Genomic DNA, 13,070 nt, shown 5'->3' with positions numbered 1-13,070 from the left:
CCTCCTATCCAATACGAATTTCTGTTTGCGTATCCGATTCTAAATCTGTTAAGTGAACCGCACATGCTAAACAAGGGTCAAATGAATGGATGATCCGAATAATTTCTAGCGGTTGTTTTTTGTCAGCAACAGGCGTACCTTTTAAAGATGCTTCATACGCACCAATATTCCCCTTTTTATCTCTTGGTGATGCATTCCAAGTAGTCGGAACAACCGCTTGATAATCTTTTGTTTTACCGTCTTCAATAACAATCCAATGTCCTAACGCGCCACGTGGTGCTTCGATCCAGCCGACACCTTTAGCACTTTTTTTCCATGTTTCAGGCTCCCATTTTGATGCGTTAAAAGTGACTTGGTTGCCATTTTTGATATTCGCTAATAATTGATCCATATCTTCACGCATCCATTTTGCGATTAAAACAGATTCTAATCCTCTTGCAATAGTTCTTCCTAATGCAGATTGTAAAGCAGACAAAGGTATTTTTAATTTTGCAAGTGTGTCATCCACAAGTGTTTTAACATCTTTACGTCCCAATGCATAGCTAATCATGATTCGCGCAAGCGGACCTGTTTCCATTGGTTGACCTTTATATCGAGGTGATTTGATCCAGCTATATGCTTGATCTGTATCTAAATGTTTATAAGGCGCTTCAGGACCTGTATAATGTAGATTGGTTTCGCCATCAAATGGATGTAAGCCTCCGTCCTGCGTTTTCCCCTTATACTCGTACCATGAATGATCGATAAATTCTTGAACTTGTGTTGGATCTTTTAAGTCGATATCATGGACCTTACTTAAATCACCATTCAGAATAACGCCGCGTGGCATACGGTAACTATCGATATCATAATGATCTTTTGGTGCAAAATCACCGTAGCTCAAATAATTGTTGAGACCACCACCATATGTCCAATCCTTATAGTAAGAACCGATAGCTAATAAGTCTGGGATATACACCTGATTGATAAATGTATTGGCTTGGTCAATCAATTGTGAAATATGTCCAAGTCTTTCCGCATGAATCCCATTATCACTGTTGATATCTAGAGGTGTTGCCATCCCACCAACTACATAATGGGGATGTGGATTTTTCCCTCCAAGAATCGTTTGAACCTTCACGATCTCTTTTTGCCAATCAAGTGCTTCTAAATAATGGGCAACCGCCATTAGATTAACTTCTGCAGGAAGTTTATATGCCTCATGTCCCCAATAACCATTGGCAAAAATACCAAGTTGGCCACTATCTACTAGTTTCTTAACTTTATTTTGAACTTCTTTAAAGTAACCTGGAGAAGAATTTGGCCAATCTGAAATAGATTGAGCAATTTTGGAAGTCGCTTTAGGATCCGCATCTAATGCACTCACTACATCTACCCAGTCTAGAGCATGCAAGTGATAAAAATGTACAACATGGTCATGAAGAAATACTGCAGCATTCATAATGTTACGAATTAAATGAGCGTTTTCTGGAATTTTAATATCCAGAGCATCTTCAACTGAACGAATGGATGCTAAAGCATGTGTAGACGTACATACACCACAAATTCGTTGCACAAAAGCCCACACATCACGAGGATCACGTTCTTTCACAATTACTTCAATTCCCCTAACAGCTGTCCCTGAACTGAAGGCATCTTTAATAACACCACTATCGTCAATATCAGCTTCAACACGTAAATGACCTTCGATTCTAGTGACTGGATCAACTACAATACGTTCTGTCATTATTCTTCACCTCGGATTTTTTCATCATGCTTTTTCTTTGCGACAGTCGCAGCCCCATGAATAGCAACACCCGCTGCCGTAGCACCTAATACTGCAACTCCGACCTTGTCAGGATTAATCGTTATTTGCGTTCCTGGTACTTTTGCACGTCTTGTGAAGAATGGTCCATTATCCCAGAAATTACTTTCTGAACATCCGATACATGGATTTCCTGATTGGATTGGATAACTTGTGCCACCATTCCAACGCATTTCTGCACATGAATTGTACGTTGTAGGTCCTTTACAACCTACTTTATATAAACAATATCCTTGTTTCGCCCCTTCATCATCAAACGATTCTACAAATAGACCGGCATCAAAATAGGCGCGTCGATTACATTTATCATGTATACGATGGCGATAAAATGCTTTGGGTCTTCCCGCTACATCTAACTCTGGTATTTCCCCAAATGTGATAATATGGGCAATTACCCCTGTCATTACTTCGGCAATTGGTGGACAACCGGGAACCAAAATAACGGGCGTATTTTTCACAAGTTTTGTAATTGGTTTTGCTTTAGTTGGGTTTGGATAGGCTGCAGGAATTCCTCCCCAAGATGCACAGCTGCCATAAGAAATGACGGCTTTAGCATTTTCTGCCGCACGGATAAATGTATCCTTGGCACTTTTACCACCAACCATTAAATAGCCCGCATTGTCAGGAACACTTCCTTCAACTGCTAAAATATATTCACCTTTATACTTTTTAATAACAGTTTCTAGATTAGATTCTACTTGTACACCTGAAGCTGCTGATAATACTTCTGTATATTCAAGTGAAATCATGTCAAATATAACACTTTCTATTTTAGGATGAGTAGATCTGATAAATGACTCTGAACATCCTGTGCAATCCTGCAGTTGTAACCATAATACTGGCACCCGTTTTTTCGTTTCCATTGCTTCTACAACATTGTCTGTTTGACTAAAATCAAGCCCCATCGTTGCAGCTAATGCCGTACACATTTTTAAAAAATCTCGTCTGGAAATTCCTTGATCTAGCGCCGATTCATAAATTGTCTTCTGTTTCTTCATTTTATCGAAGCCTCCCTTATTCAAAAAGCGCTTACAAATTAAAGCAAAATTTCAAATCATTTTATATGAAAGAGCTGGTATGCCAAAAACTACTATTGGTATTTTCACTACAATGCCCGTATTTATAGTGACAAAACACTAGATTAAGTGAAACGGCACATTATGGAATTCTTCTACAGTCCCCATTGTGTTAGCTAAATACCAAGCTTTTTCCAGTAGTTGATCTTCCCACTTATCCTGTTTTATTACTTAAAGTGTGGACTCACGGGTTTCAATCCCCCTTAAAGCAAGGGTTTTATGCCTATTTTCGTTGAACACCAATATTCAAATTTAACAACACCAACATTCATTTTCATAATAGCAAAATATCGCAATACTTACTGTGACTTTTGTTACACCTTATCTACTCGATACGAGCTCATCTTAGTATGGAAGAGGGTTTGCAATTTATCCCACTCGCTTTTTATGACCAAATAACCAAAATTAAGATATTTTAATCGTTTCTCCTGTTTGTGTAGAAACGACAATACTGTTAATATACTAACTGTTTAGTAAAAATGTTGACTTTCTATTCCATTCAATTTACAAATAAAATTTCTCTGTCAAAACAATAAATTTATTTTTGGTTTGATGACGCTTTGCTTTATTTAAAAACGTTAACAAAATGGACATATTGTTTAATTTATAACTTTGGTAGAATAATATATGAATTTAGAACATTTACCTAATTAGCTTCTTTCAATAGGCTATCAGACTTGTCGAAAAGACATAAGTTGGAATATATACAATCGATATAATCCATATCTTATACCTTTCCAACATTAGTGAGGGGGGTAACTCCTTGGAAAATCAAGAAATGAACTTACTTGAACATCTAGATGAATTAAGAAGACGACTTATTATTACAGCTGTTGCTTTTCTAATCTTTCTTAGCGCTTCTTTCTTTTTCGTAAAGGATCTTTATCTGTATTTCACAAGATATTTAGATACCAAATTACTTGCGTTAGGGCCAAGCGATATTATTTGGATTTATTTCACGATTGCTTGCATTGTCGCGATTGCTTTAACCATTCCCGTTTTAGCATTAGAAATTTGGTTATTTGTGAAGCCAGCGTTAAAGAAACACGAACAAAAAATAGCTTTATCCTATATTCCAGCTTTGTTCCTTTTATTCATAGGAGGTTTAGCATTTGGATATTTTGTGATTTTTCCACTTGTGATGAGATTTTTGGTGAATCTTGGAGAAGGAGTAATGGATATTTCCTTTACGGCAGATCGGTATTTTAAATTTATCATTAATATTTCTTTGCCTTTTGGAGTACTTTTCGAACTGCCCATTGTTATGATGTTCCTAACGTCATTAGGAATTATAAACCCTTATGTGATGGCTAAAGTTCGAAAATATGCTTATTTTGTTTTGATCGTTATTGCGGTTGTCATTACACCACCAGAATTTATGTCTGATTTTGTTGTATCCATTCCTTTGTTACTTTTATATGAAATTAGTATTTCATTATCTAAAATCGTCTATAAGCGCAAGCAAAAGAAAGCAGCATCAACTGAAGATGTATCATAAAGCGAACTTTCGCTTTATGGGGATTTTCTTCATCTCCCGCTGAGTGTTAGCTGAACCAATTGGGCTTTACAGACAGTATATCTCTTTACTTATCCTCCTACTTTTACTTGGATCTAGATATGGGGATCTCTCCTACTGCCTGTTCATGCGGGATAAAATTATAACTTTAGGAGGTTTTTAATATGTTTTCAAATATAGGGATACCTGGATTAATTATTATTCTCGTGCTAGCTTTAATTATATTTGGCCCTAAGAAGCTCCCTGAAATTGGTAGAGCAGTTGGTCAAACATTAAATGAGTTTAAAAAATCGGCAAAAGAACTGACAGATGATACAGTAGATGAAATCGATCAAGTGAAAAAAGAAGTGAAAGAGGAAAAAGAAAATATCAAAGAAATTGTCAAAAAATAAGTTGTATTTACAGGCGTGTTGATTAGGAAAAAATAGGTAACAAATTTAGCATAATTCTATAAAAACATGTATTTTATCTCCATCTATGTAGATTGGAGTGGAGGCTTGCTCGACTCCCGCGGGAAAAGCGAATAGATGAGACCCCACAGCGTAGCGAGGAGGATCAGCATTCGCCCGCATGAGTCGTGCAAGCCGTAGCGGAAATCAGCGAATACACTATATTTTATGGGGAAAATTGGATAATCAACACGCTTGTTGTATTTATAAACATTTGGCTTTCGTAAAACCTTAACCTATTTTACCAAGTATATTGATGAAGAATAATTAAAAAGACAAATTCCCTATCTTTTGGAATTTGTCTTTTTTGGTTTTAAAAAATCTTTATTCTGAAATAACTTCAATTGGAATATGCTTAAAGCTTGTCACATCAAATAAACCTGTATCCGTTAATTTAATGCTAGGTATAACTGGTAATGCAATAAATGACAAGGTTAAAAATAGGTGGAATTTCAGTTCCGGATTTAATCGTAATAGAGCTTTATGTAAGTCATGTAACTTTTCTGCTGCTATTTCAGCTTTTAAATCTGTCATTAGACCTGCAATCGGAAGAGGTAAAGCGCTTAGTACCTTACCATCAGCCACTATAACATAACCCCCTTGCATTTTTTGAAGTTCAGCAAGCGCCAGCAAGATATCGGCATCATTTGTTCCGCACACAAGTGCATTATGGGAATCATGTGCAACCGTTGTAGCAACTGCTCCCTTTTTTAAACCAAATCCATGTACAATACCAAGTCCTATATTCCCTAAATGATGATGACGTTCAATGACAGCAAGCTTTAAATAGTCATCTTCTACAGAAGGAACAAATACACCGTTTTCAACTTCAACCTTCGCCACTTTTTTATGAGTAATGAGCTGATTTGGTTCAATTTCAATGATGTTGGCAAGATTCCCATTTTGAAAAGGGATGGCTAAATCTTGCAAGGATCGTTTTGGAATATGGACGGATTCTAAAATCGATGATGGGGCTTTGATAGAATCATTATGAGTTGTACATATTTCCCCATTCTCAGCAACCTTTTTACCATTTTTCCAAACAGCTTGCGGTTTACATGTGGTTAAATCCGCTAGCAAGAGAAAGTCGGCAACATAGCCTTCAGCTAGGGCCCCCTTTTGATACAATCGATAACATTCTGCTGCATTTAATGTTGCTAGTTGAATCGCTTGAAGCGGTTCCATCCCCTCTTCTATTGCTATAGATATAGAGTGATTAATACTGCCTTCCTCTATTAGCTCGTCCAAATGTTTATCGTCTGTACAGAATAAAAAACGTCTCGCATTTGAAGAATTGACTGCCGGCAAAACATCCCGCAAATTCTTAGCAGCAGAGCCTTCGCGAATCAGCACATACATTCCCTGTTGAATCCTTGTAGCCGCTTCTTCCGCAGTAACGCATTCATGATCTGTTTGAATGCCAGCAACACGATATCCACGAATTTGGGAAGCGTCTAAACCGGCTCCATGACCATCTATAATATTTCTTGTCGCTTCTGTTTGAATGATTTTTTGCAACATATCTTTTTGACCGTTCAAGACTGCTGGAAAATCCATAACCTCTGCTAATCCCAGAACATTTGGATGTGATAAAAATGGTTTTAAGTCCTGTGCGTTCAATGTTGCTCCTGCATTTTCAAAAGAAGTGGCAGGTACACTGGATGGCAGCATCACATAAATATCCATTTCCGCACTTTGTGCATCATCCAACATATATTGAATACCTGCTGCCCCTGCTACATTAGCAATTTCATGTGGATCTGTAATAACTGTCGTAATCCCATGAGGCAATAAAATTTTACTAAATTCAGAGGGTGGCAGCATAGAAGATTCGATATGAATATGCCCATCTATTAAACCAGGAATGACATACCCTCCATTTGCATCTTCCTCATATGTCGCTTCAAAAATCCCTTCATCATCTATAGCTACAATTATTCCGTCTGTTACAACAATATCCGCTTTTCTCCATTGAAGATTAAAAACATCTGCAACTTGTGCATTACGCAAAATGAAGTCGGCTTTCCTCTTCTGTTGAGAACTTAAAATTCTTTCTTGTGTTCTTTCAATTTTATCATTCATTCCGTTGTCCCCTCCATATACTTTTTAATGTTATACCACAAACACCCAACTTTTACCAAAATAATTTTATCTGAAATTGAACAACTAATTTCCATAGCAATGTTAGATATTGACGGTATTTTTTAATTATTTCACTATATATTACACTTACACACCCATGAAATATCCGATTATAAATAAAACAAAAACAATGAATTCATTGATGATCAAATATTGTCTCTTATTTTCAGCTCTAAAATTGAACTCCCTACAAAAACGATATATCAGAATAATGATTGGTATGAGAAAAACAAATAAGACATGAATAACCCCCAAGTAATAGATGGACCCCGTTAAAATGACTATGCCTCCTCCAACTATGCTACGGTCTATCCATTGATGCTTTTTATCTACGTATTTAGGTGTCCTTTTAATAATCGGAAATTTATCTTTGATAATAAGCCCTACTAGAAAAGAAATAAGGAAAATAGGTGCATAAAAATTCAATAAACCAAATAGAGAATTTGGAAAACTAGAGGCGGCTTTAATCGTTTGTAATTTTTCTGCAGCAGCACCTTCAATTTTATACCATTTATCATTTTTCATATCTTTTATATAAAGTAGCTTCTTGTTTATATCTATAAATATTATTTTTAAAAATAATGTTCCTTTCAAATGACTTTTGTGATCAGTGTAATTTACTTGCACATCTCTAATTATCGTGAAAAGTGGTTGTATGTTCTGTTTCTGTATTGGTTTAGCAGTTAATAGTAAATCCTTCAACTCTGTATTCACACCTTGAAATGGATCTACTTTTTTTTCCATACCAAAATAAAAATTTGCATTATCTCGAGGAAAATAATTTAATGAATGCGAGCTAGAAACATTTATCGTTTGTATATAGCGATGATTTCCTTGAAGGCTAGAAATCATATCTTTCCCTCTACTCAATTGAACTGTAGTTGTAGGAGATTGTGAAATCAAAAAGAATAAACAACACACGAAACCAAACATGACTACTGTAATCATTGGCCGCCATAGTTTCGTCCTTCTTAAAGAATTTTTATCTTCTTCTATTCTGTTTAAAAGTAATTGCAAACTTTCTTTCTTTTGTTTTGAATCACGCTTGATCAATGAAAGCTCATGGAATAGTGCATCTAATTCCTTCTTCATCGCTTACTCATCCTCCTTTTCCTTCATTATTTTCTTTAATGATTGAATAGCACGTGTCGTATTATTTTTTACTTTTGCTTCTGTGCAACCTAGTACCATGGCCGTTTCCTTGATCGATAGTCCTTCTATTTTTCTTAATATCAGCACCTCTCTGTATGCTAATTTTAAATGAGTGATCGCTTTATAAAGGGTAATGAGTTCCTCCTCTTTTTCAAAGATTTCGTTCGGTAATAATTGATCATCTTGCCACACATCATTCGATACGAATGGGACAAATTGGATCATTCTTTTTCTACGATAATGATCATAAACTAAATTTCTTGCAATTTTTCTGAGCCAAGTATAAAGGGTGGACTGACCTGCAAATGTATCAAGTCGTTTGTATGCTCGAAAAAATACTTCTTGTGTTAAATCTTCCGCCAATTCTTTATTGTTAACGAGAAAAAATATGTATTGATAAAGTGAAACTCCATCAGTGGGGTTTTCTTCATCCCCACTGATGGTTAGCTGAACCAATCGGACTTTTACGGGCAGTTGATCCCCCTCTTTATATCTTGAGATGGGGGTCCTACTGCCCGTTAAAGCGGGATAAATGGTATCGCTATGTTGTTCATATAATTGTTCGAACAGTTTATATCGCATGAAAATCCTCCTTTCACAGCTATAGACGAACGAAAGTAGAAAAAGAATCAACTAATCCTTGAATCCATCCTAATACATACTACAATTTTCTATATCATTTATTTTTTAGAATTTTTATTATTATAATACTCTATTAAGAGGAAAGAAGGATGCAAATGATTGAGCTAAAGTATTTTGAACAATCGGACATGGAACAGTTGATCAATTGGATTCCATCAGCAGATTTTACATTACAATGGTCAGGTCCTACATTCCGGTATCCATTAACCATTCAGCAATTAGAAAATTATCTAAAAAACGCAAATAGAATGGATTCTGACACATACATTTACAAAGCCATCGATCAAGAATCCAACCAAGTGATCGGACATATTTCTTTGGGCAAGATCGACAGAGTCAACCAATCGGCAAGGATTGGAAAAGTACTAGTTGGCTCTACAGAAGTTCGAGGAAAAGGAATCGGGACTGAAATGGTTAAAGCTGTTCTAGCCATTGCCTTCGAAGAACTAAAATTACATAAAGTGACATTGGGCGTATTTGATTTTAATACTCCAGCTATTCATTGTTATGAAAAAGTGGGATTCGTGAAGGAAGGGATGCTAAGAGATGCACGAAAAAACGGAGATAATTATTGGAATTTAATCGAAATGGGCATTTTAGAAGATGAATGGCGGCGTATTTATTCATAGTTGTTCTTGAAATTCTGTGTTATTTTTGCCCTACCAAAAGTCCAATAACAAAATCATCATTGGACTTTTGGAAGATATTAAGCACCTGTACTTTCCACATAATTCTTTCTTAAATGCACTTTTTGAATTTTTCCAGATGCTGTTTTTGGTAATTCTTTTATAAATGTAACACCTGTAATGGCTTTAAAATGAGCCAGCTTGGAGCGAGAAAAATCGATGATATCTTGCTCTGTTAATGTTGCATTTTCGCGCAATACAACGTAGGCATGAGGTGTTTCTCCCCATTTTTCGTGTGGGATAGCAATGACAGCTGCTTCAAGAATATCAGGATGATCATAAAGTACCCCTTCTACTTCAATAGAGGAAATATTTTCCCCACCGCTTATAATAATATCCTTTTTTCGATCCGTTATGGCTACGTATCCTTTTTCATCAATATGCCCTACATCCCCTGTGTGCAGCCAACCGTCTTTTATGGTGTTGATAGTCGCTTGTTCATTTTTCCAATACCCTTTCATCACCCCATTACCGCGCACGATGACTTCTCCAACCGTTGCCCCATCATGTGGCACTTCATCGCCAAATTCATCTACCACTTTCACTTTTGTTCCAATCATGGGTGTGCCAGCCTTTGCTTTTAGTTGATATTTTTCTTGATCAGTTAAATCTTTATATTGTGGAAGAATACGAGAGACAGTACTTAGTGGGGATGATTCTGTCATACCATAAACTTGTATAAACTCCCAACCAATCTCTTTTTCTACCTTTTCAACAAATGCAACTGGAGGCGCAGATCCTGCGATGACCACGCGAAGTTTATCTGATAACGTAGGATGATATTCTTCATAATATTGAATCAGCGAATTCAATACCGTTGGCGCCATATGAACAACTGAAACATTGTGCTTTGCCATCGCATGAAAAATTGCCTCTGGTGTTGCCTTTCGTAAGAAGACTTGAGATGAACCATTTGCTGTATAATAAAATGGCGACCCCCAACCGTTTACATGAAACATCGGTAAAACATGTAAAAGTGTATCTTCATCTGTTACCCGTAAATGATGCATCGATGAAAGTGCATGCAAATAGTTGTTTCGATGTGTTAGCATAACACCTTTTGGATCTCCTGTTGTACCACTTGTATAAAGTAAACTGGCTACATCATTTTCATCCAATTCTACACGATTAAACTTACCATCATCAAATACAACAAGCCATTCGTCATAACCTAGTTCTGAAGTTTCTTCATCTTTATAGTGAACAATAATTTGTTGAACCGTTTCTAGTTTTTCTTTAATCGGAACAATCAAGTGATAAAAATCTTGATCAACAAGTAAAATCTTAGATTCACTATGATTTAATATAAATAAATAATCGTCAGGTTTTAAACGAATATTTAACGGCACCATAATGGCACCTAATTGATAAATACCATAAAAGCCTTCATACATCTCAACTGTATTGGAAGCTAAATAGGCTACTTTATCCCCTTTTTTCACCCCAAAGGATTGTAGCCCGCGAGATAACTGATTGACACGTTTATTTATATGAGCGTATGTAAACGCTCTCTTTTCATCAAAAAGTGCTTCCTTATCGCCGTATAATTCCACTGCTCTGTCTAAAAAATCGGTTAATACTAATGGTACATTCATCCCTTATACACCCCTTTGTAAAATGGAATCAAATACATTTTACAATATCCAGTTATTTTTGTCATTTAAAAGATATAAATAGATTAAAAGAGAATATTTTATTTTTCACTAATGATTAATGCCTAAACATTCAATTGAAACAAGATTATATTATAAAAATATACATAAAAAGAGGAGCAACTCAAACCCCTCTTTGAAAACTCTAAAAAACGGAAAATTATAGTTTTTTAAGCAAAATATCGATAATAAATATTCTTCGCTTCCGCTACATCATTTGTACCATGGATCAATACACGCCCATCCGCAAAGAGAACAAGTTTATATTGATCAATTTGGCAATGAAGTAAATACGGATTACAATGAATATTTTGAACATGTGGAGCAAGATATTTCTCATATTGTTTCACGTCAATAGCTTGATACTTTGCTGGACGAATTTGGACCGTATTGCGACCACAGAGGACCGCTACCTTTGAAAGGGAATGGTTGGATAAATAGGGATACGTCGGGTTTACTCCACAGGTTTGACATGTATCCTGTTTCAATAAATTCACATTGATTTTACTGAACTCATTTTTCCATGAATCAAATGATACTAATTCATTTCGAAGAGCGTCCCAATCTTCTACCAATATTTTCAATGCTTCTGTCACCTGATAAGATACCACTTGTGCGACAGTTGGTGCAATAATACCCGATGTATCACATGTTGCTCCTCCCAAAGGCAGTGTCTTCATCAAACAGTTCAAACATGGTTTTTGGTGAGGCAAAATCGTATAGGTAATCCCATAGCTCCCCACACATGCTCCATAGATCCATGGGATGTTATGCTTTACGGCGAAATCATTCAGTAAAAAGCGTGTTTCAAAATTATCAGTGGCATCAATGATCAAATCTACATGTTGAAATGCTGAAAGTCCTGATGGTGTTAGATCCTGCACAAATGCTTCGACTTTTACTTCCTGATTGATCGCTTCTAATCTTCGCTTCGCCGCAACAGCCTTTGGCAAATGCTCACGCACGTCTTCCTCACAATATAATTGCTGACGCTGTAAATTCGACCGATCCACATAATCACGATCCACAATCGATATCTTCCCAACACCTGCACGAGCAAGCATCTCGGCATTTCCACTTCCCAATGCTCCTGCTCCAACAATCAGTACATGCTTTTGACAAATTTTTTGCTGTCCTTCATATCCAATTGGCGAAAACAATTCTTGTCTTGAATAGCGACTAGTCAATAACGCTCATTCCTTGTGTTGGACTGCTTGCTTGTGCTCGTGTTTTTTTCTCAATCATACCTGCTTCAAAACCAAGCCTACCTGCACGGATTGCTAATTTCATCGCTTCTGCCATTTGGACAGGATTTTTCGCACCCGATACGGCTGAATTGAGTAATACGGCATCAGCTCCCAACTCAAGGACAAGTGCTGCATCAGAAGGAGTACCGATTCCTGCATCTACAATAACAGGTACTGTTGCTTGTTCAATGATGATTTGTAAATTGTATGGATTCAAAATTCCTTGACCTGAGCCAATAGGAGAAGCACCAGGCATGATGGCATGCACGCCAAGTTCTTGTAATTTGTGAGCAAGTACTACGTCGTCTGAAATATACGGAAGTACAATAAATCCTTCCGAAAGAAGGATTTCACATGCGCGATACGTTTCAAATGGATCCGGCAATAACGTATCATCACAGCCAATTACTTCAACCTTGATCATATCACAAAAACCAGATGCCTTAGCGAGTTTTGCAATGCGTACAGCTTCCTCAGCTGTTTTAGCTCCCGCTGTATTCGGAAGTAAACGATAGTTTGATAGATCAATCTTATCTAGCAAATTGGGTTGTGATGGTTCAAAAATATTCATACGACGTACAGCAAATGTTAAAATTTCAGCCTCTGAAACTTCTATCGCACGACTTTGAATATCAAAATCTGAAAACTTTCCTGTTCCAAGTAATAATCTAGATGTAAATGTATATGGTCCAATTTGATACATA

At 36.5% G+C, this 13,070-nt stretch carries 11 protein-coding genes; 3 read left to right on the top strand and 8 right to left on the bottom strand.

The annotated features are described in order from the left end of the window. Window positions 1-4: 4 nt before the first annotated feature. Window positions 5-1,726, bottom strand: coding sequence for a nickel-dependent hydrogenase large subunit (locus FEZ13_RS03645; protein ID WP_146551504.1), 1,722 nt, complete (start codon window positions 1,724-1,726; stop codon window positions 5-7). After that, window positions 1,726-2,802 (bottom strand): hydrogenase small subunit, encoded by a 1,077-nt coding sequence (locus FEZ13_RS03640; protein ID WP_146548567.1) that lies wholly within the window; start codon window positions 2,800-2,802, stop codon window positions 1,726-1,728. The genes FEZ13_RS03645 and FEZ13_RS03640 overlap by 1 nt, the downstream gene beginning before the upstream one ends. A gap of 841 nt (window positions 2,803-3,643) precedes the next feature. On the opposite strand from FEZ13_RS03640, the gene tatC reads away from it, so the two are divergent. Both tatC and tatA read left to right on the top strand, forming a co-directional pair. Beyond that, a complete protein-coding gene (tatC, locus tag FEZ13_RS03635) occupies window positions 3,644-4,378 on the top strand; it encodes a twin-arginine translocase subunit TatC (protein ID WP_146548566.1) in 735 nt (244 codons plus the stop codon). Between the two features lie 182 nt (window positions 4,379-4,560). Next, complete coding sequence (gene tatA / locus FEZ13_RS03630) at window positions 4,561-4,788, top strand: twin-arginine translocase TatA/TatE family subunit (protein WP_146548565.1); 228 nt, start codon at window positions 4,561-4,563, stop codon at window positions 4,786-4,788. A 381-nt stretch (window positions 4,789-5,169) separates the two neighbouring features. On the opposite strand, the gene ade is transcribed toward tatA, so the two are convergent. The 3 genes from ade to FEZ13_RS03615 form a co-directional block, all read right to left on the bottom strand. Further along, window positions 5,170-6,927 (bottom strand): adenine deaminase, encoded by a 1,758-nt coding sequence (gene ade, locus FEZ13_RS03625; RefSeq protein ID WP_146551503.1) that lies wholly within the window; start codon window positions 6,925-6,927, stop codon window positions 5,170-5,172. 147 nt (window positions 6,928-7,074) lie between these two features. After that, complete coding sequence (locus tag FEZ13_RS03620; protein ID WP_146551502.1) at window positions 7,075-8,079, bottom strand: hypothetical protein; 1,005 nt, start codon at window positions 8,077-8,079, stop codon at window positions 7,075-7,077. A gap of 3 nt (window positions 8,080-8,082) precedes the next feature. Continuing rightward, window positions 8,083-8,721 carry an RNA polymerase sigma factor gene (locus tag FEZ13_RS03615; protein WP_255473039.1) on the bottom strand — a complete coding sequence of 213 codons (639 nt, stop codon included), beginning with the start codon at window positions 8,719-8,721 and terminating at the stop codon, window positions 8,083-8,085. Between the two features lie 155 nt (window positions 8,722-8,876). On the opposite strand from FEZ13_RS03615, the gene FEZ13_RS03610 reads away from it, so the two are divergent. After that, a complete protein-coding gene (locus FEZ13_RS03610; RefSeq protein WP_146549917.1) occupies window positions 8,877-9,410 on the top strand; it encodes a GNAT family N-acetyltransferase in 534 nt (177 codons plus the stop codon). 77 nt (window positions 9,411-9,487) lie between these two features. Here the strand turns inward: FEZ13_RS03610 and FEZ13_RS03605 are convergent, their stop codons facing one another. The 3 genes from FEZ13_RS03605 to FEZ13_RS03595 form a co-directional block, all read right to left on the bottom strand. Beyond that, on the bottom strand, window positions 9,488-11,062 hold the full coding sequence (locus FEZ13_RS03605; protein WP_146551501.1) for a long-chain-fatty-acid--CoA ligase: 1,575 nt from the start codon (window positions 11,060-11,062) through the stop codon (window positions 9,488-9,490). Window positions 11,063-11,289: 227 nt separating this feature from the next. After that, entirely contained in the window at window positions 11,290-12,306 is a 1,017-nt protein-coding gene (locus tag FEZ13_RS03600) for a MoeB/ThiF family adenylyltransferase (protein WP_146551500.1), read from the bottom strand. Beyond that, window positions 12,299-13,069, bottom strand: a complete 771-nt coding sequence (locus FEZ13_RS03595) for a thiazole synthase (RefSeq protein WP_146551499.1) — start codon at window positions 13,067-13,069, stop codon at window positions 12,299-12,301. The genes FEZ13_RS03600 and FEZ13_RS03595 overlap by 8 nt, the downstream gene beginning before the upstream one ends. Window position 13,070: the final 1 nt, after the last annotated feature.

Source organism: Rummeliibacillus sp. SL167 (assembly GCF_007896505.1).
GTDB classification, from domain to species: Bacteria; Bacillota; Bacilli; order Bacillales_A; family Planococcaceae; genus Rummeliibacillus; species Rummeliibacillus suwonensis.
The sequence above is the reverse complement of the archived record's forward strand: the minus strand, read 5'-3'. Positions and strand labels throughout refer to the sequence as shown.